The organism is Streptomyces sp. NPDC087422, from assembly GCF_044744145.1.
GTDB lineage: Bacteria > Actinomycetota > Actinomycetes > Streptomycetales > Streptomycetaceae > Actinacidiphila.
In genome coordinates, this window is sequence record NZ_JBIUXT010000018.1 from 68,702 (window position 1) to 89,635 (window position 20,934).

The 20,934-nt window shown below is 71.7% G+C and carries 18 protein-coding genes; 14 read left to right on the plus strand and 4 right to left on the minus strand.

Features of this window, described 5'->3' with window-relative positions:
* The first annotated feature begins 87 nt into the window (after positions 1 to 87).
* Positions 88 to 693, plus strand: a complete 606-nt coding sequence (locus ACIO6U_RS35010) for a DUF4937 domain-containing protein (protein ID WP_391049019.1) — start codon at positions 88 to 90, stop codon at positions 691 to 693.
* A gap of 161 nt (positions 694 to 854) precedes the next feature.
* A complete protein-coding gene (locus ACIO6U_RS35015) occupies positions 855 to 1,691 on the plus strand; it encodes a sigma factor-like helix-turn-helix DNA-binding protein (RefSeq protein ID WP_401725337.1) in 837 nt (278 codons plus the stop codon).
* Here the strand turns inward: ACIO6U_RS35015 and ACIO6U_RS35020 are convergent.
* On the minus strand, positions 1,654 to 2,409 hold the full coding sequence (locus tag ACIO6U_RS35020) for a TetR/AcrR family transcriptional regulator (protein WP_401311887.1): 756 nt from the start codon (positions 2,407 to 2,409) through the stop codon (positions 1,654 to 1,656). The two genes, ACIO6U_RS35015 and ACIO6U_RS35020, sit on opposite strands and share 38 nt — an antisense overlap.
* A gap of 72 nt (positions 2,410 to 2,481) precedes the next feature.
* Between ACIO6U_RS35020 and ACIO6U_RS35025 the strand changes: the two genes are divergently transcribed.
* From ACIO6U_RS35025 to ACIO6U_RS35045, 5 genes are all read left to right on the plus strand, one after another.
* Entirely contained in the window at positions 2,482 to 3,351 is an 870-nt protein-coding gene (locus ACIO6U_RS35025) for an SDR family NAD(P)-dependent oxidoreductase (protein ID WP_355338245.1), read from the plus strand.
* A 58-nt stretch (positions 3,352 to 3,409) separates the two neighbouring features.
* Entirely contained in the window at positions 3,410 to 4,072 is a 663-nt protein-coding gene (locus tag ACIO6U_RS35030; RefSeq protein WP_391049005.1) for a histidine phosphatase family protein, read from the plus strand.
* Between the two features lie 69 nt (positions 4,073 to 4,141).
* Positions 4,142 to 5,047, plus strand: coding sequence for an ADP-ribosylglycohydrolase family protein (locus ACIO6U_RS35035; RefSeq protein ID WP_401311896.1), 906 nt, complete (start codon positions 4,142 to 4,144; stop codon positions 5,045 to 5,047).
* A gap of 49 nt (positions 5,048 to 5,096) precedes the next feature.
* Positions 5,097 to 5,783, plus strand: coding sequence for a ribonuclease HII (locus ACIO6U_RS35040; RefSeq protein ID WP_355338254.1), 687 nt, complete (start codon positions 5,097 to 5,099; stop codon positions 5,781 to 5,783).
* Positions 5,784 to 5,837: 54 nt separating this feature from the next.
* A complete protein-coding gene (locus ACIO6U_RS35045; protein WP_401725342.1) occupies positions 5,838 to 6,515 on the plus strand; it encodes a hypothetical protein in 678 nt (225 codons plus the stop codon).
* Between the two features lie 3 nt (positions 6,516 to 6,518).
* Here the strand turns inward: ACIO6U_RS35045 and ACIO6U_RS35050 are convergent, their stop codons facing one another.
* Together ACIO6U_RS35050 and ACIO6U_RS35055 are read right to left on the minus strand one after the other, a co-directional pair.
* Entirely contained in the window at positions 6,519 to 7,109 is a 591-nt protein-coding gene (locus tag ACIO6U_RS35050) for a hypothetical protein (RefSeq protein WP_355338259.1), read from the minus strand.
* 196 nt (positions 7,110 to 7,305) lie between these two features.
* Positions 7,306 to 9,486, minus strand: coding sequence for a DEAD/DEAH box helicase (locus ACIO6U_RS35055; protein ID WP_401725345.1), 2,181 nt, complete (start codon positions 9,484 to 9,486; stop codon positions 7,306 to 7,308).
* Between the two features lie 268 nt (positions 9,487 to 9,754).
* On the opposite strand from ACIO6U_RS35055, the gene ACIO6U_RS35060 reads away from it, so the two are divergent.
* The gene (locus ACIO6U_RS35060) at positions 9,755 to 10,858 is read left to right on the plus strand and encodes a DUF4192 domain-containing protein (protein ID WP_401725348.1); all 1,104 of its coding nucleotides are present in this window, start codon (positions 9,755 to 9,757) and stop codon (positions 10,856 to 10,858) included.
* On the opposite strand, the gene ACIO6U_RS35065 is transcribed toward ACIO6U_RS35060, so the two are convergent.
* On the minus strand, positions 10,770 to 12,080 hold the full coding sequence (locus ACIO6U_RS35065) for an alpha/beta fold hydrolase (protein ID WP_401725351.1): 1,311 nt from the start codon (positions 12,078 to 12,080) through the stop codon (positions 10,770 to 10,772). The genes ACIO6U_RS35060 and ACIO6U_RS35065 overlap by 89 nt on opposite strands.
* A gap of 195 nt (positions 12,081 to 12,275) precedes the next feature.
* On the opposite strand from ACIO6U_RS35065, the gene ACIO6U_RS35070 reads away from it, so the two are divergent.
* The 6 genes from ACIO6U_RS35070 to ACIO6U_RS35095 all read left to right on the plus strand — a co-directional run bounded on the left by ACIO6U_RS35070 (position 12,276) and on the right by ACIO6U_RS35095 (position 20,849).
* The gene (locus ACIO6U_RS35070) at positions 12,276 to 14,264 is read left to right on the plus strand and encodes a glycogen debranching N-terminal domain-containing protein (RefSeq protein WP_401725354.1); all 1,989 of its coding nucleotides are present in this window, start codon (positions 12,276 to 12,278) and stop codon (positions 14,262 to 14,264) included.
* Positions 14,265 to 14,371: 107 nt separating this feature from the next.
* Positions 14,372 to 15,106 carry an NUDIX domain-containing protein gene (locus ACIO6U_RS35075; RefSeq protein WP_188286086.1) on the plus strand — a complete coding sequence of 245 codons (735 nt, stop codon included), beginning with the start codon at positions 14,372 to 14,374 and terminating at the stop codon, positions 15,104 to 15,106.
* A 48-nt stretch (positions 15,107 to 15,154) separates the two neighbouring features.
* On the plus strand, positions 15,155 to 16,933 hold the full coding sequence (locus tag ACIO6U_RS35080) for an ATP-binding cassette domain-containing protein (RefSeq protein ID WP_401725357.1): 1,779 nt from the start codon (positions 15,155 to 15,157) through the stop codon (positions 16,931 to 16,933).
* 105 nt (positions 16,934 to 17,038) lie between these two features.
* A complete protein-coding gene (locus ACIO6U_RS35085) occupies positions 17,039 to 17,947 on the plus strand; it encodes a FadR/GntR family transcriptional regulator (protein WP_401725360.1) in 909 nt (302 codons plus the stop codon).
* A gap of 306 nt (positions 17,948 to 18,253) precedes the next feature.
* Positions 18,254 to 19,816 (plus strand): RNA polymerase sigma factor, encoded by a 1,563-nt coding sequence (locus tag ACIO6U_RS35090; protein WP_391048985.1) that lies wholly within the window; start codon positions 18,254 to 18,256, stop codon positions 19,814 to 19,816.
* Between the two features lie 169 nt (positions 19,817 to 19,985).
* Entirely contained in the window at positions 19,986 to 20,849 is an 864-nt protein-coding gene (locus ACIO6U_RS35095; protein WP_401725363.1) for a S1 family serine peptidase, read from the plus strand.
* Positions 20,850 to 20,934 lie beyond the last annotated feature (85 nt).

The window sequence follows — 20,934 nt, forward strand, 5'->3', positions numbered from 1 at the left end:
GCCCTTTTCCGGCCCTTCCGGTCCCTCACGCGATTGCCTCCCCCGCACAGGGACGATCTCCGGCGTCAACGCCACTACGATGGCGCGGTGTTGGTGAAGTGGATGCGCTGCGGGGTTGTGGATCAGGCGGGGTTCGACCGGGGGCAGCGCAGGTGGGCGGCGCTCAAGGACCAGCCCGGCTTCCGAGGGCAGGGCGGCGGCTGGAGCCGTGCCCAGCCCGGAATGGCGCATCTCTTCGCCTTCTGGGACAGCCGGCGGTCCTACGACGCCTTCATGGCCGGGCCGCACGACGGGATCGCCGCGTCGCAGGGCGACACCTACGAGATGCTCGCGGTGAATCTCTTCGAGCACCGGCTGGACGTCAAGGTCGGCTTCGAACCGACCTTCGCCGACGTCGACGTCCTGCGCGTCGCGCTGTGCAAAGTGCGGCCGGACCGCGTCGACCACTTCACATCGATGCAGCAACGGGTGTGGAATCCCGCCATGGCGGGTTCTCCCGGCATGCTGCGCGGCGTCTTCGGCCAGGGTCCGGGAAACGACTTCCTGGTGCTGTCCATGTGGAATTCGGCGACGGAGCGCGGTAAATACCGCGAGGGAGCGGTGACGCGGCTGTCGGAGCGCGCCGAACTCGACACCGATGTGGTGTCCGTGGCGGGTGACGTGGTGGATGTGGTGCAGGGGTGGACGGTCTGAGAGCGGATGGCTCGGGTGACACGGGTGGTGGCGACCGCGCGCCGGATATAGGCGGCGCTGTCACGGGTGGGGTGGAAGCCACCGCTGTGACAGCAGTGGCGGCCGACGATACGCAAGCCCTTTCCCCGCACCAGGTGCGGCTTTTCGGGGCCGCTTATCGGATGCTCGGATCGGCGTGCGCGGCGGACGAGGCCGTACGGCACGCGCTCACCCGTACGGCCGACACCGGCGCGGGCGACGCGCTGCCCGAGCTGGTCCGCGAGGTCTTCGGCGCGATACGGGCCGTGCCCGAGCAGGCGGCGCGGCACCGGCGTGAAGCGCACGCGGGCTCCTGGCTGCCGGAACCGGTGCTCACCGAGGGCGGCGCGATGGGCGCCCTGGGCGTTCTGGAGACGGTCGAGAGCCGGGAATCGGTGTCCATGGCGCGGCTGGTCGCGCTGGAACGCCTGTCGTCGGCCGAGCGGGCCGCGTACGTCCTGCGGGAGACCTTCGGCTACGGGTCGGCGGAAACCGCCGTCGTCCTCGGACTGCCCGAAGTGCAGTGCCGCGCCCTGCGGCGCCGGGCACGGCAACGGGTGCGGGAGTCCGCCACCGGCGTTGACCTGCCCTGGCCGCAGCGGCGGCAGCTGGCCGAGGACCTGATGCGGGCCGCTTCGCACGCGGACCAGCAGGCGCTGGCGGAACTGCTCGCCGACGACGTGGTGGCCTGGTCGGACGGCGGCGGTGTCCCCGGGACGGCCCGGCGTCCCGCCCTGGGAGCCGCCAAAGTGGCCCGTTTCCTGGCCGGACTGATCAGCCAGGCACCGGCGGGAACGCGCGGCCGGATCGTCGAGATCAACGGCGACGCGGCGGTGCTGGCGACGACTGGGGATGTCGTGGTGGCCGTCGTGGCGCCGGAGTTCGGGCCGCAGGGGCTGGTCGGCATCCGCACGGTGGCCGATCCGGGACGACTGGTGTTCCTCAACCGACAGTGGGCGCGGCGGGGGTTGCGGCGCTGACCGGTGCCTGCTCTTTCGCCTGCGCGCTCACCTGCTCTTTCGCTTGCGCGCTCACCTGCTCGTTCGCCGATGAGGCCGCGCCTGTGCTCGCGTCTACGCTTGTGGTCGCGCGTGCCCCGGCGGGTCCGTCCGCCCTCAGCAGCTTTGCCAGGGCGGTGGTGATCTGTTCCCCCAGGCTCGCGTCCACCGGCGCGTGGTGGCTGATCAGCCGGTACCACATGGCGCCGAAGGCGAAGTCGACCGCGAGGTCCAGCGTCCGGTCCTCCCCGGCCAGTTCACCGCGCTCCACCCCGCGGGCCAGGAGCGCGCGGAGCGCCTGCCGCCGGGGCCCGATCACCGTGGACTGGAGCCGCTGTGAGAGGTCCGGGTCGTGCTGGGCGTCGGCCATCAGTCCGACCAGGGCCTTGCCGGTGAGTTTGCGGGTGAGCACGAAGGTGGCGTCGAGCAGCGTACGGACGTCGCGCAGCGTGTCGCCGCTGTCGGGGTCCAGGTGCTCCGCCTTGCGCAGACCCAGGTCGCGCAGGGCGTCGAGCAGGACGTCCTGCTTGGCGGGCCACCAGCGGTACACGGTCTGGCGGCCGACCCCCGCGTTCTCCGCGATGCCCTTCATGGTCAGGGCCTGATAACCGCCGTCCTGGCAGAGCCGCAGGGCCGCGTCGAGCACGGCGCGGCGGGCGGTCTCACTGCGGGGTCTGCCCCGCGCGGGTGTCTCGTCCACGAATCCACTTTACAAGGCATGGTGTCTCGCATACTCTTAACGAGTCAGCATGTCTCGTAAATGGAGCTCGCAATGAACGAACGCGTTGTCGGCGGCCGGGGGGAGCGCCCCGAGGGCAAGGCCGAAACCGACTCCCGGCGGACGATCCTGATCACCGGTTCCACCGACGGCCTGGGTCGCTGGCTCGCCATACGCCTCGCGACCGACGGAGCCCGTGTGCTGATCCATGGCCGCGACGCCCGCCGGGCCGAGGAGGTTCGCGACGCCATACGGGAGGCGACGGGTGAGGACCGCGCGGAGGTGCTGCTCGCCGACGTCTCCGATCTCGGGCAGGTCGACCGACTCGCCGACGAGGTGCTGGCCCGTGCCGACCGGCTGGACGTGCTGGTCAACAACGCGGGAATCGGGACCGCCTCGCCGGGCGGAGCGCGGGAGGCGGACGAGCACGGCGTGGAGCGGCGGTTCGCGGTGAACTACCTGGCGGGGTACCGGCTCACGCACCGGCTCCTGCCCCTGCTGACGGCGTCGGCGCCGTCCCGCATCGTCAACGTCGCCTCCGCGGGTCAGCAGGCGATCGACTTCGGCGACCCGATGCTGACCAAGGACTACGAGGGCGGGCGGGCGTACACGCAGAGCAAGCTCGCACAGGTCATGTTCACCTTCGACCTGGCCGAGGCGTTGAAAGGCACCGGTGTGACGGTGAACGCGCTGCATCCGGCCACGTACATGGACACCACCATGGTCAGAGAGGGAGGCATAGCGCCGTGGAGCTCGGTGGAGGAGGGCGGGGAGGCGACCTTGCGGCTCATCGAAGGCACCGATGTCGGCACCGGCCGGTACTTCAACGGCACCCGGGAAGCCAGGGCCGACCGGCAGGCGTACGACGGGGACGCCCGACGTCGGCTGCGGGAGCTGTCGGAGGAGCTGACGGCGCGACTGTGAGGCGGATGACCCCCGGATCAGCGCGCCGGAGCGACAGTCGCGCAATAGGCTGATCGTCATGGGACGCCCTCGCCGCATTGTGCTCATCCGGCACGGCGAGTCCCAGGGAAACAGGGACGACACCATTTACGAGCGGGTGCCGGACCACGCCCTGGAACTCACCGCCACCGGCCTTCAACAGGCGAGGGAGGCGGGAGCGGGTTTGCGTGAGCTGTTCGGCGAGGAACGGGTCCAGGCATTCGTCTCTCCGTACCGCCGCACCTGGCACACCTTCCGGGCACTGGGGCTCGACCCCCGGCTGACCCGGGCCAAGGAGGAGCCGCGCCTGCGGGAACAGGACTGGGGAAACTGGCAGGACGTCGAGGACATCCAGCGGCAGCGCAAAGCCCGCGACGCCTACGGCCACTTCTTCTACCGCTTCGCGATGGGGGAGAGCGGCGCGGACGTCTACGACCGGGTCGGGGCCTTCCTGGAGACGCTGTACCGCGCCTTCGACAAGGAGGACTTCCCGCCGAACGTGCTGGTGGTCACCCACGGGCTGACGATGCGGTTGTTCTGCATGCGCTGGTTCCACTGGACGGTGGAGGAGTTCGAGGCGCTGTCCAACCCCGACAACGCCGAGACCCGCACACTCCTGCTCGGCCCCTCCGGCGGCTATACCCTGGACCGGCCGTTCGCGAGGTGGCGGACGCCCGGCCCGCCTGGCGGCGGGGAGTGGTGAAGTCGGCCGGTGACTTTGGGCACACGGAGATTGACCGGGATTGAACACGATGTCAGAGTTTCCGACGCCATGACCCCTCACACCACTGAAACCGACCGCGCCGCGCGCGCCGTGGCCAGCCTCCGCGGGCTGGCCGTGGGCGACGCCCTGGGCTCCCAGTTCTTCGTCCCCGCCAACTACCCGGCACTTCAGAACGGCCAACTGCCACCCGGCACATGGGGGTGGACGGACGACACGGAGATGGCCTGCTCGGTGGTCTCGGTGCTGATCAAGCACGGACGCGTCGACCAGGACGCCCTGGCCCACTCCTTCGCCGAGCACCACGACTTCGACCGCGGCTACGGCCCGGCTGTCAACCGGATGCTGCGGCTGATCCGCCAGGAAGGCGGCGACTGGCGGGAACTCGCGGCCGGCCTGTTCAACGGGCAGGGCTCGTGGGGCAATGGCGCCGCGATGCGGGTTGCGCCCCTTGGTGCCTGGTACGCGGGTGACGCCGTCCAGGCCACCCACCAGGCGGAGATCTCCGCCTACACGACGCATCAGCACCGTGAGGCGGTCGTCGGGGCCATGGCGGTCGCCGCCGCGGCGGCCCTCGTCGCCGACCCCACGGGACCCCAGGCCCCGTCCGACCTCCTCGGGGCGGTTCTCGACCTCGTACCGCGCAGCGCGGTGCACGCGGGTATCCGACGGGCCAGGGACATGCTCGACTACGCGGACGTCGCCACGGTGGCCGCCGTGCTGGGCTGCGGGCGGCGCACCAGCGCCCATGACACCGTGCCCTTCGCCCTGTGGGCGGCGGCCCGCCATCTCGACGACTACGAGCAGGCGTTCTGGACCACCGCCAGGGCCGGTGGAGACGTGGACACGACCTGCGCGATCGTCGGCGGCATCGTCGCGTCCCGGCCGGGCGGCCAACCGCCGGTCGACTGGCGGGAGCGGACCGAAGTCCTCCCGGACTGGGCGTTGTCCGACTGACCGGCCACCGTGGGACGGCGCGAAGCAGCGGGGTAGGCTTGGTACTGCCATGCCGTACGAACCACCCACCCACAGCGTCGAACGCTCCCTTCGTGCCACCCTCGGGGCGCGGACCGTGGCGGGTGTGGACGAAGTCGGCCGCGGCGCCTGGGCCGGACCCGTCACCGTGTGCGCCGCTGTCACCGGACTGCGTCGCGCGCCCGAGGGGTTGACCGACTCCAAGCTGATCACCCCCAAGCGCCGGGCCCGGCTGGCCGCCGTCCTCGGCGACTGGGTCACCTCCTACGCCCTCGGACACGCCTCACCCGAGGAGATCGACGACCTCGGGATGACGGCCGCGCTCCGGCTGGCGGCCGTACGCGCGTTGGAGGGACTGCCGGAACGGCCGGACGCGGTGATCCTCGACGGCAAGCACAATTACCTCGGCGGTTCCTGGAAGGTCAGGACCGTGATCAAGGGCGACCAGTCCTGCGTCGCGGTCGCCGCCGCGTCCGTCATCGCCAAAGTGCAGCGGGACACGGCGATGGCCGAACTCGGCGCGGATTACACGCCGTTCGCCTTCGCCGACAACGCCGGATATCCGTCTCCTGTTCACCGTGCGGCCCTGGAGGAGTTGGGGCCCACCGCGCAGCACCGGATGTCGTGGTCGTATCTGGACGCGCTGCCCCGCTGGCAGCACCTCAAGAAGGTCCGTCAGCCGGTCGAGTCAGGGGAACAACTCGGTTTCGATTTCTGATCCACACGCCACCCCCCGCTGCGCATCCGTGCCGCATTTGATAGACATCAACTCATGCCTCTCATCCCCGAGGAGCCTCAGATTCACGAGAGCGTCCCGGGTCCCCGTACAGCTCCGGCCACCGGCCGCAGTGCGTCGACCCCCCGTCCTGTCCCCGGTCCGCCGCGGCCCGCAGCGCCGCGTCCCGCGCCGCCGAGGGAAGCCGCCGCAGGCGTCGGTCCGGGCCGTCACGGCCCCGCCCGTCCCATCGGTACCCCTGGTCCCGCCGCACCCTCCGGCCCGGTGACCCCGGCCGCGACGGCGGTTCCTCCCACCGTGCCGCAGCAGCGCGCCCAAGAGCCCGCCGCCGCCCAGATCCAACTCATCCCCGCGCCGACCGACGGTGCGCTCGACGCCGCCGACGAGACGGTCGACCTGCTGCTTGACACGGGTCGGGCACCCGGCGAGATCCTGGTCCTCACCACCGGTGACCAGCACCCGTGGGCGGCGCACGAACTCACCTTCGGCGAAGCGTCCTACTGGGCGCAGTACGACGCGGCCGACGACGTCTTCTACGCAGACATCTCCGCCGAGCGCACCACCGGGCGACCGGTCGTGGTCGTCGCCGTCAACGGCGGCAGCGACGACACGCTGCCGAGGGCGCTGGCGGGCGCACTGGCTAATGCGGGCGTCCTGCTGATCGTCTGCGGCGACCCGGCCAGGGTCAATTCCCTGCTGGGCGCCAGCGCCTGACCGTCAGCGCGCGGCCGCGCGGCGAAGAGCCTGCGTCGTCCCTCCGGGGATGCCGTGCGCCGCGTCGCCCGGCCGCCGCGACCAGGAAGCGGCGTTCGGTGTGCGGCCGACGCGGTTCTCGCCGATGACATTCCAGCCGTCGGCGGTCAGGGTGACGTACGACCCGGAGCGAAGGCCGTGCAGGGTGCAGGCGTCACGCAGCCCCCACATCCACGCCCCGTCCTCCTCGGTCCAGCCGGGACCACCGTCCCGGCAGACCATCAGGACAGCGGTGCGTACCGGTTTGCGCAGTCGCAGATCGTGCGGGATGACGCGGCGCAGGTGCGAGAGCAGCGCATTGCGCCGCTCCCAGCCGTCGACCACCCCGCTGCGGGCGGTGAAGGAGGCGCTGGCCCGGATCCGGCCGTCCGGGTCGTACACCGCGATCACCGCGGTGGACGGGGACGGCAGGTGCCGAGCGTGCAGGTCCTTGATCACGTCACGCGGATTGGCCAGCAAAGGTACGCCGATGCCTGCCCATTCGGCCGGCTCCAGAGTGCGCGACGCGAGGGAAGTTGCGGCGGAGGACGTCTCCGGAACGAAGCCGATGGTCACGGTCCTCCTTTCATGGATGCACCCGTAGACCGGGCGCGGGCGCACGCCGGTCAGATGGCTCGATGAGCCGATAGGGGATCCGGCATCAATTCTCGCTCCCGTATTGCCCCGCGGCAACGGGCAATTGAAGCCGCCGACCGGTATGGACCTGTCCGCCGCTTAGATCCTGTCCCGTCCGGCGCCTCGCCACGCACATTCACCCCTGAACGGCCAGGACCAGCGGGAAGACAGCCGTCGCACCGGCCCGCCGCAGCAGCCTGGCCAGGACCGCCAGTGTCCAGCCCGTGTCGGAGAGATCGTCGACCAGCAGCACGGGACCGGGATTCGCCTGAAGGGCCGCGGCCAACTCCTGCGGTACGACGAAAGCCCCGTGCAGGGCGCGTACCCGCTGTGCGCTGTTACTGCGCGGTACGCCGCCCGGGTCTCCCTGATCCGCGTACTCGACCCGGCCGAGCAGGGGCATTCTGCCGACCTCGGCGATACGGGTGCTGAGCGATTCCACCAGCACGCCGTGGCGGCGAGAGGCGACACCGACCACGCCGACCGGGCGTGCGGGGGCGTCCGGCGCGCCGCTGGCCCAACCGCCGGGCCCCTTGGCCCAGTCGGCGAGCACCTGGATCACGGCGTCCACCGCTTCCGGCGAAACCGGCTGGTCGACGGCTCCTTCGGCGAACAGCGGCCGCAGCCGGTTGCCCCACCCGATGTCGGACAGACGGCCCAACGCCCGCCCGGTGGACGCCTGTTCCGTCGCCGGAATACGCCCCTTGAGCGCGACGCCAATCGCCTCGAGACCGGTCGGCCACATCTTGCGTGCTTCCAGCTCGACTCCGGGGCGCCCGAGCGCCGCGCGTGCCGCGTCCAGCGCGGCGTTCGACACCTCCAGCGGGAAGCGCGCGCCCGCGCAGTTGTCGCAGCGTCCGCAGGGCGCGGCCTGCTCGTCGTCCAACTGCCGGCGCAGGAACTCCATCCGGCATCCGGTGGTGGTCGCATAGTCCCGCATGGCCTGCTGCTCGGTCTCGCGCTGGCGGGCCACCCACGCGTACCGCTCGGTGTCGTACGCCCACGGCCGCCCGGTCGCGGTCCAGCCGCCGCGCACCCGGTGCACCGCGCCGTCGACGTCCAGCACCTTCAGCATGATCTCCAGGCGGGAGCGGCGCAGATCGACGCGTGTCTCCAGCGCGGGGATGGACACCGGGCGGTCGGAGGCCGCGAGCACTTCCAGGGTGCGGCGCACCTGCTCCTCGGGCGGGAAGGCGAGCGACGCGAAATACCGCCAGATCGACTCGTCCTCGCGCCCGGGCAGGAGCAGGACCTCGGCGTGGTCGACGCCGCGTCCGGCGCGGCCCACCTGTTGGTAGTAGGCGATCGGCGACGAGGGCGATCCGACGTGCACGACGAATCCGAGGTCGGGCTTGTCGAAGCCCATGCCCAGGGCCGAGGTGGCCACGAGTGCCTTGACACGGTTGGCGAGCAGATCCGCCTCGGCCGCCTGCCGGTCCGCGTTCTCGGTCTTCCCCGAGTAGGAGGCGACGGGGAAGCCGCGCTGCCGCAGGAACGCGGTGATCTCGTCGGCCGCCGCCACGGTGAGGGTGTAGATGATGCCGGAGCCCGGAAGCGTTTCGAGGTGGTCGGCGAGCCAGGCCAGCCGGTGGGCGGCGTCGGGCAGTCGCAGCACGCCGAGCGACAGGCTCTCGCGGTCCAGCGGCCCGCGCAGGATGAGGGCGCCTTCCTGATCGGCCCCGGTGGCGCCGGTGCCGAGCTGCTCCGCGACATCGGCGGTCACGCGGGCGTTGGCGGTGGCCGTGGTCGCCAGCACGGGGACGCCGGGCGGCAGATCGGCGAGCATCGTCCTCAGCCGTCGGTAGTCCGGGCGGAAGTCGTGACCCCAGTCCGAAATGCAGTGCGCCTCGTCGACGACGAGCAGGCCGGTGGTGGCGGCGAGCTTGGGCAGCACCTGATCGCGGAAGTCCGGGTTGTTGAGGCGTTCCGGGCTGACGAGCAGGACATCCACCTCGCCCGCCGCGACCTCCGCCTCGATCTCGCCCCACTCCTCGGTGTTGGACGAGTTGATCGTGCGGGCCCGGATGCCCGCGCGTGCGGCGGCTTCCACCTGGTTGCGCATGAGGGCCAGCAGCGGCGACACGATGACCGTCGGGCCGCTGCCCCGCTCGCGCAGCAGCGCCGTGGCCACGAAGTACACGGCCGACTTCCCCCAGCCGGTGCGCTGGACGACCAGCGTTCTGCGGCCGTGCGCGACCAGCGACTCGACGGCGAGCCACTGGTCCTCGCGGAGCCGTGCGGTGCCCGGCTCGGCGCCGACGAGTCGGCTCAGTACGGTGTCGGCCGCGGAACGCAGCGCGGTGGGGGTCTCGGTCATGCCCCCATGCAACCTGATCGCACCGACATCGCGCCAACCCCGCTCCGTGGCCTGTGGATAACTCCACCGAAAGTTATCCACAGGTTTTTGGGGGGTCTGGTGTGATTCGCGCGATTACGACATCGTCGATCTCATGACACAGAGCAACGAGATTCAGCACGGAGAGTCATCATCCGAAGCGGCCGACGTCAAAGTCACCTTGCGCGGGCCCGCCGACCTGGCCGACGCATTGCCGTACTTGATGGGTTTTCATCCCAATGACTCCGTCGTGCTCGTCGCACTGCACGGCGAGCACGGCCGCTTCGGCGGCCGACTGCGACTGGGCCTGCCGGAGGACCCGAGTGAGTGGCCGGAGACCGCCGACCAACTCGCCGACTGCCTCGTGAGGAACAGCACCCGTCGCGGTGGGCGACCCGACGCCATCGTGCTGTTCCTGTGCCGGGACCCGCGTGAAGGAGAGCGCGCGTCGGCCGTGATGGAAAGGCTGAGGCCGCTCGCCCAGCGGATCCGGGTGGCCTGCGGGGCGCTGGACGTGCCCGTCGTCGAGGCGTTGTGCGTCTCGGCCGGCCGTTGGTGGTCCTACTGCCGCCCCGCGGAGACCGTCCCGGCGGAGGGAACGGTCCTGGCTCCGCCCGGCCGGTCCACGATGGCGGCGGCCAGCGCCTACGCGGGAATCCCGGCGCCGGGTTCGCTGCGGGACATGGAAGCCAGGCTGAAGCCGTCCGAGGCGCGGAATCGTGATCACGAGATCGCCCTCGACGCGGCCTGCGCCGAATTGGTGCCCCGCATGCTCGACGACGGTGACTGCGAGAGCGTCCGGCAGCGAACACTCGCCCTGGCCCGTGCGGCACTTGAGAAGTTCCGCTCCGCGCCCCGGATCGACGATCCCGCGCGTGCGGACCGGCGGGACGACCGGCTCCTCGCCGACGACGAGGCCGCGGCGGTCATCCTCGGCCTCCAGGACCGCACGGCACGCGACCGCGCCGCCGAATGGATGGAGCCCGAGCGGGCGGACGCCGCCCTTCGACTGTGGCGGGCGCTCGCCCGGCGCTGCGCAGGACCGTACGCGGACCATGCCGCGGCCCCGCTCGCCCTGGCGGGCTGGGTCGCCTGGTCCTCGGGGGACGACGCCGAGGCGCGGGTCGCCCTCGGCCTCGCGCTGGACCTCGAACCCCACTACACCTTCGCGCGGTTGCTCCACCACTCCGTCAACGAGGGTCTGGACCCTGAGCTGTTGCGGCGGAGCCTGCGGCAGGAGCGGCGGCAGCGCGTGATCGCCTCGACTACAGCTCGCCGCGGGCCAGTCGGATCAGCCGGTCGAGGACCCGGCCGCCACTCACCCGGAGACCGTCGTGTTCGAACTCGTCGGTGACCCAGGTCCGCAGCCCGCGCACCGCGCGCGCGGTGGCCAGCGAGTGGGCGGTGTCGACGTACATGTCGTCGTGGTAGATCGCCGCCGCCACCGGAATCTCATTGGCCGCCAACTGGCGGGTGTCATAGAGGTCCGGCCACTTCTCGCGGCGCGCGACAAGCTCCGCCGTCTCGCGCAGTGGTGCGAGCGCCGGATCGGACGTGAACATCCACGGATGGATGCTCTCTCCCGTGAACAGCACGGGAGCGTCCCCTGCCAGCGCGCGCTCGGCGTCGAACCGCGGGAATTCACCACGGACGGCCTCGGCGGCCCAGCCGGTGCCGTGAGGAGAGACGGACCCCTGTCCGTAGACCGACTCGTGCAGCACCGCGTAAAGGGGATTCGCGGCGAAGGACAGATGCTGCTGGACCTGGGAGAGAAAGGAGTCGGAGAAGACCGGACCGGAGGGACCCGTCACGAACGCGTACTCCAGCAGGTAGTGCAGGGTGTGCGAACCGGTGCCGGTGCCGAGCATGAGACCGAGGGACTGGAACGCCTCAGGTGTGAGGCGGCCTCCGCCGGGCAGCGACACCGCCTCGTCGCGCAGGCGGCGGACGATGGTGCGCACCGTCTCGACGTCTTCGGGGTAACGGGCGTAGTGACCGGCGTTCTTGCGCTCGATGCGGGGATAGGCGGCGCGGTAGACGGCCTCGGCGGTCACATCAAGACCCGGCAGGCCGCCCGTGACGAACACCTCCCGCAGACCTTCGGGCGCCGACGACAGATAGGTGACCGCGCAGAAGCCGCCGAAACTCTGGCCCAGCACGCTCCAGCGCGCGTCCTCTCCGAGGAGCTGACGCCTGATGAATTCGCAGTCCCGGACGATCGAGTCGGCCCTGAAGTACGACAGGTAGTGCGCCTGGGCGGCGGCGTCGCCGCGGGTGGGCAGCGTCTGGCGGGTGGCGGGCGTGGAGCGCCCGGTGCCGCGCTGGTCGAGCAGCAGCACCCGGAAGTCGTCGAGCGCGCGCGGCAGCCAGCCGTCCCGTCCCAGCGGGCGCGGCGAGCCGAAGCCCGGACCGCCCTGGAGATACAGCAGCCAAGGCAACGACTCGCGCTCCCGGCCCGCAGCCACGACCTCGCGGGCGTAGACCTCGATCCGCTCCCCGTCCGGGGAGGAGTGATCGAGCGGTACGGCGAACGTGTGGTCGGTGATGACGGTGCCTGGCTGGCGGTGGACGGTCATGGAGTCTCTTTTCGGGGGTGCGGGCCGTGCGGGGAGCCGGGGCTCCCGTTCAGGAACGGTAGACGGGCCGTGACCTGTGCGCTCGGCGGGGCGTTCACCCGGCGTGCAGCACTCTCCCGGAAGACGAATCCCGTGCGAGCGGGCGGCGGCTCCGGCCGTCGCCCGGGCCGCACGCGCGGCGAAGGACGGAGCCCGGTGAGCACGCCGCCGGTCGTCGTACCGCGCCGGGCGGCACCCGGCCCGGTACCCGTCCACGACGCCGTCATCTGCGTGGCGGCGCCGGCCCTCGCGGTGTCCGCACAGCACGGGCAGATGCGCGGCGACGGTCTGGACGGCTTCTACCGCGACGGCAGGCGACTGCTGAGCCGCTGCGAGCTGACGGTCGCGGGAGCCGAACCGGTGACCGTGCAGGCCAGGCTGCTCGACGCGGGACGGGCACGTTTCCTGGCGGTCGTCCGGACACCCGGCGACCGTGGCCCCGACCCGGTCGTCACGGTGGAGCGTGTCAGGACCGCCGAGGGCGGTGAGCGGATCACGTTCGCCAACGCGGGGCCGGTACGGGTGGCGCTGCCCGTCGAGATCGCGTTCGGCACGGATCTCGCGGCGCTCTCCGCGGTGGCCGCAGGGCAGGCCGGGGCGGATCTGACGGCCGGCGTCAGCGGCTCGGGGCTGCGCTGGTCGAGCGGCGGGGGATCGGCGCGGGTCACCGCGACTCCCGCGCCGGACGCGGCGCTGGGCGCGTCGGGACTGCTGAGGTGGGACCTGGAGGTGGCGCCGGGAGCGGCACGGATGATCGAGCTGCGGGTGGAGCCGGCACCGGCGGCCACGGCGGCGGGCAGCGCGCGGGCACCGGTCGGCGACAGACCGCCGCCGATGTGGGCCGACGCGCGGCTGGAGGGCGACGACCCCAGAGCCGGTGTCCTGCTGGACGCCTCGCTCGGGGACGCACAGGCCCTGCTGCTCCGCGCGCCGGAACATCCCGCCGACCTCTACGTCGCGGCCGGGGCGCCCTGGCGGATGGGGCTGGCGCCCGTGGACGCGTTGTGGGCGGCGCGGATGCTGCTGCCGTTCGGCACGCGGCTGGCGGCGGGCACGCTCCGCATGCTGGCCAGGTTGCAGGACCCCGCGACGGGCCGTGTGCCCGGAGTGCCGCGGCACTCCGGACCGCACCTGCCGCCGTTGGATTCGGGCGTGGAGGCGACGCTGCTCTTCGTGACCGTGCTGGCCGAGGCCCGACGCTGGGGGCTTCCGGCCCGCGAGGTGGAGCCGTTGCTCCCGGCGGCGGAGCGGTGCCTCGGCTGGATGCGGGCGGCGACGACGGATTCCGGCCTGGTCGTGGACCCGTCGGCGGAGGGTCCGGTGCGGGCGGAGGTACAGGCGTACGCGTATCGCGCGGCGGTGCAGGGTGCGGATCTGCTCGACGCCCACGAACGGAGTGGGGCGGACGGCTGGCGGGAGTACGCGGCGGCGCTGCGGGCGGGCTTCCGGCGGGGATTCTGGCTGGAGGATCCGGGCGGTGGGCGGCCCGCGCTGGCGCTGGCCGCCGGGGGAAGACCGGTGCCGGTGCTGTCCTCGTCGCTCGCGCACCTCCTCGACACCGGGCTGCTCGGCGAAGGGGCGCTCGCTCCCGGGTTGTTGGACAAGGGGCAGACGGAACAGCTCGGCAAGCTGTTCGCCGCGCCGGACATGAACTCCGGCTGGGGTCTGCGGACGATGTCGGCGAAGACGCCCGGCTTCAGCCCCTTCGGCCACCGCGGAGGCGCGGTGCGCGTCCATGAGACGGCGCTCGCCGTGTCCGGACTCGCTGCGGCGGGGCTGGAGCAGGAGGCGTCCGCGCTGGTGGGCGGGGTGCTGGACGCTGCGGCGGAGTTCGGACTGCGGATGCCGGAGATATACGGGGGCGAGCAGCGTTCTGCGGGCGGTGCGCCGTGCCCGCACCCCATGGCGTGCCGTCCGGCGGCGGTCGCGGCGGCCGGGGCCGTCCATCTGCTGACGGCGCTCGCCGGGGTGCGGCCGGACGCGCCGGGCGGCACGGTGGCGGTCCGGCCGATCAGCGCCGCGCCGCTGGGAGCCGTGCATCTGACGGGGTTGCGGGTCGCGGAGCAGCCGTTCTCCGTTCGGGTCAGCCGTCTGGGGATGGCCATGATCGAGGAGGCGGCGCCGGGACTGCGCCTCGGGACCTGACCATGGGCGGGGACCGAGCGGGGAGGGACGGGAAAACGTATCGATCCGATAGGGATCAGGCTCCTGATCCGGCTGATTATCGTCAGGCAGACGACTATGATCGCGCCATGTCGCCCTACGACCCGTCGGCTTTCCCGCCCTTCGCCGTCACCGTCGACCTGGTCGTGCTGACCGTGCGACATCACGCGCTGTGCGCACTGTCGGTAAGGCGCGGCGAGCCGCCCTTCCAGGGGCGGTGGGCGCTGCCCGGCGGATTTGTCCGCGAGGACGAGGATCTTTCCCAGGCCGCGGCGCGGGAACTGGCCGAGGAGACGGGGCTCCGGGCGCAGAGCGGCGCTCATCTGGAGCAGCTCGCCACCTACGGGGATCCGCAGCGCGATCCGCGGATGCGGGTGGTCAGCGTCGCGCATCTGGTGCTCGCGCCCGACCTGCCCGCGCCTCGGGCGGGCGGTGACGCCCGCAGCGCGCGCTGGGCGCCGGTCGGGACGTTGCTGGGCGAAGGGGGACAGGAGCACGCGGGGGAGACGGCGCCGCTCGCGTTCGACCATGCCCGGATCCTGGGGGACGGGGTCGAGCGCGCGCGGTCGAAGATCGAGTACTCGTCGCTGGCCACCGCCTTCTGCCCGCCCGAATTCACGGTGGGGGAGCTGCGGCGGGTGTACGAGGCGGTGTGGGGTGTCGCGCTCGACCCGCGCAATTTCCACCGCAAGGTGACCGGCACGGTCGGTTTCCTCGTGCCGACCGGGGGGACGACGACCCGTCAGGGCGGCCGTCCCGCGCAGTTGTTCAGGGCGGGCGGGGCCGCACTGCTCAATCCGCCGATGCTGCGGCCCGAGGTGTAGAACCGGCTCTTTCCGCAAAACGCCCATTTGCGGAGCTATGGTGCAAGGGTGATCCAGGCCATCGGGTTGACCAGCATGCCCCGCCGCAACGCCCCGCCCGCCGTCACCGACCTCACGTTCGACATCAGGGCCGGTGAAGTCACCGGCCTGCTCGGTCCCGCCGGATCGGGAAAGTCCACAGCGCTGCGCCTGCTGCTCGGGCTGGAGGGCGGGCGCGGCGCCACCCTCGTCGACGGCCGGCCGCTGCGCGACCTCCCCCACCCGGCCCGCGTCGTCGGCGCCCTCCTGGGTGACGTGCCCGGACATCCAGGACGCACTGCCCGAAGCCACCTCCGCATGCTCTGCGCCGCCTTCGGACTGCCCGCCGCCCGCGCCGACGAGGTGCTCGACCAGGTCGGCCTCGCCGAGGTCGCCGAACAGCGGCTCGGCACGTACTCGCTGGGCATGGACCGCCGTCTCGGTTTCGCCGCGGCCCTGCTCGCCGACCCCCGCGCGCTGATCCTGGACGACCCCGTGCGCGAACTCCCGGCCCGCGAAGCCGCCTGGGTGCACGCGCTCGTACGACGGCACGTCGCCGCCGGGGGCGCGGTTCTGCTCACCGGCCGCGACACCAAAGCCCTCGCCCGGACCGCCGACCACGTGATCGCGATCGACAAGGGGCGCCTGGTCGCGGACCAGTCGGCCGCGCACTTCGCCCGCACGAGGATGCGCCCGTACGTGGCCGTCCGCTCGCCCTACGCCGAGCGCCTGGCCACGCTGCTCACCGAGGACGGCGCCGAGGTGATCGCCGCGACCGGCAGCCGTATCGCCGTCTACGGCACCACCTCGGCCGCGGTGGGGGAGACCGCCTACCGCCACGGCATCCTGCTGCACCACCTCGCCGACGAGAGCGGAAACGGCGTCACAACCCCGGATGCCACCCCCGAGGCAGAAGGCGGCGTGGCGGCCGCCGTACCGCCCGCCCCGCCGCAGCCGCGGCGGCGTCCGGCACGGCAGCACGGCCCGGTCCGGCCACTGCGGTACGAACTGCGGCGCGCCTTCGGGGTCCTCACGCCGTGGCCGATCGCCGGAGCGGCACTGGTCGGCTCGGTGCTCGGCACGGTCCTGATGGCACGCACCGGGGCTGTGTCCGTACCGCCGTTGCGGTTGATCTCCGGATGGGCGGTCCGGCTGCCGCTGCCCGCGGCGGCCGTGGGCGCGGGCGTGCTGGGCGCACTCGCCTACGGGCAGGAGTTCCGCTACCCCGCCCTCGCGCCGGGGTACGGCCCCGAGCCGCGGGTCCTGCGGCTGCTCGGCGCCAAACTCGCCGTGAGCGGAGTCTGCGCGCTGCTGCTCGCCGCGTTCGCCGCCGTCGCCGACACCCTGGCACTGCGGCTGACCCTCGGCCCGGGAAAGGCGCCGGATCTGACGACGCTTCCTGCCGCGCTCGGCGGCTGGGCGGCGCTCGCCGTCGGCTGCGCCTGGGCGGGGGTGCTCGCGGCGGGCGTGTTCCGTACCACCGCGCTCGGTGTGGCCGCCGTCCTCGCCGTACCGCTGCTGGTCGCTCCGGCCGTACGGGGACTGTTCGGTGGGCCGGTGGCACGACAACTCGCCGACGCGGGCGGAGCGTTGTGGTCGGTGGTCAGCGGGGTCTCGCAGGGCGGCGGCGGAACGGTCGAGAGACTGCTGCGCTTCGCCGCCCAACCAGTGGTCTCCGCGCTGTCGTTGTCACTCACCGTGCTGGTCTGCGCCTATCTGGCAACCGCGTTGCGCGGACGGCGACGCTGGCGCCGCCCAACTGCCCCACGCGTCAGCCGTACTGCGCCGCTTACCAGCAAGAAGGGATGATTCATCGCCATAAAACGTCAATTATGAGGTGATGAGCGCTCACCCTTTCGTGTGCTTTTCAGCAAAGCCCTCAAGGCGCGCATCGGCATCGCCGACAAAGGATGCGTGAGTACCCTTGCGCACACCATGATGACCGCGGCTCGTTCTGCCGACTCCGGAATCGCCGGATCGGGCGAGCTGGACCGCTATTCGTACGCCGAAGCCCCTGGCACCGACCGACCTGGACTGACGTCCTGGGAGGGCATGGAACCGGATATGAACCGGATGGGCCGCCGGGCCGGCGGCAGCCGTGGACGGGGACTGCACGGACAACTCGTCCAGCAGCTCGGGCAGATGATCGTCTCCGGCGATCTGGGCGCCGACCGCCCGCTGGTCCCCGAGGAGATCGGCCAGCGCTTCGAGGTCTCCCGCACCGTGGTGCGCGAGTCCCTGCGCGTACTGGAGGCCAAGGGCCTGGTCAGCGCCCGGCCCAACGTCGGAACCCGGGTCCGCCCGGTGAGCGACTGGAATCTGCTCGACCCCGACATCATCGAATGGCGCGCCTTCGGGCCGCAGCGCGACGACCAGCGCCGCGAACTGCTCGAACTGCGCTGGACGATCGAGCCGCTGGCCGCCCGGCTCGCCGCGGGCCACGGCCGCGAGGACGTACAGCAGCGCCTCGCCGACATGGCGGAGATCATGGCGCACGCCGCCGCACAGGGCGACGCGCTGACCTTCTCCAGGGCCGACGCCGAATTCCACGCCCTGCTCCTCCAGGTCGCGGGCAACCGGATGCTGGAGCACCTGTCGGGGATCGTCTCCTCCGCGCTGCACGTGTCCGGCGGCCCGGTCACCGGCTGCGACCGCCCCGGCGACACCTCGGTCGGCCTGCACCAGCGGATCGTCGAAGCGCTCGCCGAGAGCGACGGCGGCACGGCGGAGGCGGCGATGCGCCAGCTCCTCACCGTCCTGCCCGAGCCGCCCGAGTCCGCTCCCGCCGACCACGTCGTCCCCGGTCCGCGCGAGCAGCACTGACCGTGTCGCCCTCCGCCGCGGGCCCCGGAACACCTGGGGTCGGCGGCGGTCCCATGTGGTCCCCCGTGGCTCTCCCGGCCGCTCTCCCGCGCCCTCGCACAGCCGGACGGGTCATGTGTCCGGATTTATGACCGATCTGCACGATTTAGGGTGTGACTCGGGCCACGTAGGGTGGGCGTAACGCTTGGCGAGGCAGCGCGATGACTTAAGAGGTGGCCACGGCACAAGGAATATTCAGCGACGATTTTGACGCTGAGTGGCTGTGCGGTTCCACCGAGTCGTTCCCATCGTTCCGAGAGGTTGTTCGTGTCGGCCAGCACATCCCGTACGCTCCCGTCCGAGATCGCCGAGTCCGAGTCTCTGATGGCGCTCATCGAGCAGGGTAAGGCCCAGGGGCAGATCGCCGGCGACGACGTGCGTCGGGCGTTCGAAGCGGACCAGATTCCGGCAACCCAGTGGAAGAACGTTCTGCGCAGCCTCAACCAGGTCCTCGACGAGGAGGGTGTGACGCTGATGGTGACTGCCGCTGAGGCGCCCAAGCGCACCCGTAAGAGCGTCGCAGCCAAGAGCCCGGCGAAGCGTACTGCCACCAAGACGGTCGCCTCCAGGGCGACCCCTGTCAAGAAGACCGCTGCGCCCAAGGCCGCCGCCCCGGAGGCGGAGGCCGAGGCCGAGACCACGGTGGAGCCATCGGTGGAGGCGGAGAGCCCAGCAAGGAAGGCGCCGGCGAAGAAGGCCGCCGTCAAGAAGACCGTTGCCAAGAAGGCCCCCGCCAAGAAGGTGGCGGCCAAGAAGACGGCCGCAGGCGAGGACGAGGCCGTCGACGCGGAGGAGACGGTCGAGGAGGCCGCCGCGGGCAAGGGCGGCGAGGAGGAGACCGAGAAGTCGGAGTCCGAGAGCTTCGTGCTCTCCGACGACGACGAGGACGACGCGCCCGCACAGCAGGTCGCCGTCGCCGGTGCCACCGCCGACCCGGTCAAGGACTACCTCAAGCAGATCGGCAAGGTCCCGCTGCTCAACGCCGAGCAGGAGGTCGAGCTGGCCAAGCGCATCGAGGCCGGTCTCTTCGCCGAGGACAAGCTGGCCGCGGCCGACAAGCTCGCCCCCAAGCTCAAGCGCGAGCTGGAGATCATCGCCGAGGACGGCCGCTGGGCCAAGAACCACCTGCTGGAGGCCAACCTCCGCCTCGTGGTCTCGCTGGCCAAGCGCTACACCGGTCGCGGCATGCTCTTCCTGGACCTGATCCAGGAGGGCAATCTGGGTCTGATCCGCGCGGTCGAGAAGTTCGACTACACCAAGGGCTTCAAGTTCTCCACCTATGCCACCTGGTGGATCCGGCAGGCGATCACCCGCGCGATGGCCGACCAGGCCCGCACCATCCGTATCCCGGTGCACATGGTCGAGGTCATCAACAAGCTGGCCCGCGTGCAGCGCCAGATGCTCCAGGACCTGGGCCGCGAGCCCACCCCGGAGGAGCTGGCCAAGGAACTCGACATGACCCCCGAGAAGGTCATCGAGGTCCAGAAATACGGCCGCGAGCCGATCTCCCTGCACACCCCGCTGGGCGAGGACGGCGACAGCGAGTTCGGTGACCTCATCGAGGACTCCGAGGCGGTCGTGCCGGCCGACGCGGTCAGCTTCACGCTGCTGCAGGAACAGCTCCACTCGGTGCTCGACACCCTCTCCGAGCGGGAGGCGGGCGTGGTCTCCATGCGCTTCGGCCTCACGGACGGGCAGCCGAAGACGCTGGACGAGATCGGCAAGGTCTACGGGGTCACGCGCGAGCGGATCCGGCAGATCGAGTCCAAGACGATGTCCAAGCTGCGTCACCCGTCGCGGTCCCAGGTGCTGCGCGACTACCTGGACTGACCCGGCCGGGCTGACCCGACGTCTTTTCCGCGAAGTTCTCCGGGGCCCTTCGGGCCTCCGGAGAACTTCGCGGACGTCTTTCGGGCGACATGGCCTCTTTGCGGATGCGGCCTCCGGCCCTATCGATCACTCTGGGTGTCCAGAGTGCTCCACAGGGTCAGGAGGCCGCATGCGTTTCCCCTTCCGTGCCGTGACCGGTCGTCGTCGTGCTGTGATCGGCGGTCTCGCGGCGGCGCTGTTGCCGGTGCTGGCCGTCCCGCTGGCCGCGCCCGCGACCCCGGCCGCCGCCAACGGTGTCGTGATCGGTGGCAACCCGGCCAGCACGGACAGCACGCCATGGGTGATGGCCCTGGCCAGCCGCAAGCGCTTCGGCTCCGGCAGGTCCGGCCAGTTCTGCGGCGCGGTGGCCGTCGGGCCTCGTACGGTGATCACCGCGGCCCACTGCTTCGGCCGTGAGGCGCTCGGAGCGAGCGACTGGCACCAACTGCCCGACCTGCGTGTGATCGCCGGTCGTACGGACCTCAGCGGCGGTCGTGGGCAGGAACTGGGCCTGTCGCAGGTGTGGGTCAACCCCGGCTTCGACTCGACGACGAACTCCGGCGACATCGCGGTCATCACGCTGGCGACAGCGCTGCCGAAGGGCGCCACGATCCCGATCGCGGACTCCTCCGACGAGCAGGACTACCGGGCGGGCACTCAGGCGCAGGTCTACGGGTGGGGTGACACGACCGGCCGCGGCACGTACTCGAACACGCTGCGTTCCGCGACGGTCACGGTCTTCGCGGACACGGTGTGCGCGCAGGCGTATCCGGGGAGTTTCGACGGCACTTATGTGCGCACCTCGATGATGTGCGCGGGTGCCAAGGGCGGCGGCCGGGACGCCTGTCAGGGCGACAGCGGCGGCCCGCTGGTCGTGGGGGACCGGGTCGTCGGTCTGGTCTCGTGGGGCAGTGGCTGCGCGGAGGCGGCCTATCCAGGGGTGTACACGCGCGTCTCGGCGATGGCCTCACTGGTGGCGGCGCACAGTAGCTGAGCGCTGGCGCAACGCGGTCGAGTGCTGGCGGAAACCAGCTGAGCTGCGGCGGGCCGCGGTTGAACGGAAGACGGCGGGCGGACAC

What these genes read in the sequence shown, in the direction of transcription:
- ACIO6U_RS35015 (WP_401725337.1), top strand. Translation starts at nt 855, where the DNA reads ATGCTCGGATCGGCGTGCGCGGCGGACGAGGCCGTACGGCACGCGCTC.
- ACIO6U_RS35025 (WP_355338245.1), top strand. Translation starts at nt 2,482, where the DNA reads ATGAACGAACGCGTTGTCGGCGGCCGGGGGGAGCGCCCCGAGGGCAAG.
- ACIO6U_RS35030 (WP_391049005.1), top strand. Translation starts at nt 3,410, where the DNA reads ATGGGACGCCCTCGCCGCATTGTGCTCATCCGGCACGGCGAGTCCCAG.
- ACIO6U_RS35035 (WP_401311896.1), top strand. Translation starts at nt 4,142, where the DNA reads ATGACCCCTCACACCACTGAAACCGACCGCGCCGCGCGCGCCGTGGCC.
- ACIO6U_RS35040 (WP_355338254.1), top strand. Translation starts at nt 5,097, where the DNA reads ATGCCGTACGAACCACCCACCCACAGCGTCGAACGCTCCCTTCGTGCC.
- ACIO6U_RS35045 (WP_401725342.1), top strand. Translation starts at nt 5,838, where the DNA reads ATGCCTCTCATCCCCGAGGAGCCTCAGATTCACGAGAGCGTCCCGGGT.
- ACIO6U_RS35055 (WP_401725345.1), bottom strand. Translation starts at nt 9,486, where the DNA reads ATGACCGAGACCCCCACCGCGCTGCGTTCCGCGGCCGACACCGTACTG.
- ACIO6U_RS35065 (WP_401725351.1), bottom strand. Translation starts at nt 12,080, where the DNA reads ATGACCGTCCACCGCCAGCCAGGCACCGTCATCACCGACCACACGTTC.
- ACIO6U_RS35075 (WP_188286086.1), top strand. Translation starts at nt 14,372, where the DNA reads ATGTCGCCCTACGACCCGTCGGCTTTCCCGCCCTTCGCCGTCACCGTC.
- ACIO6U_RS35095 (WP_401725363.1), top strand. Translation starts at nt 19,986, where the DNA reads ATGCGTTTCCCCTTCCGTGCCGTGACCGGTCGTCGTCGTGCTGTGATC.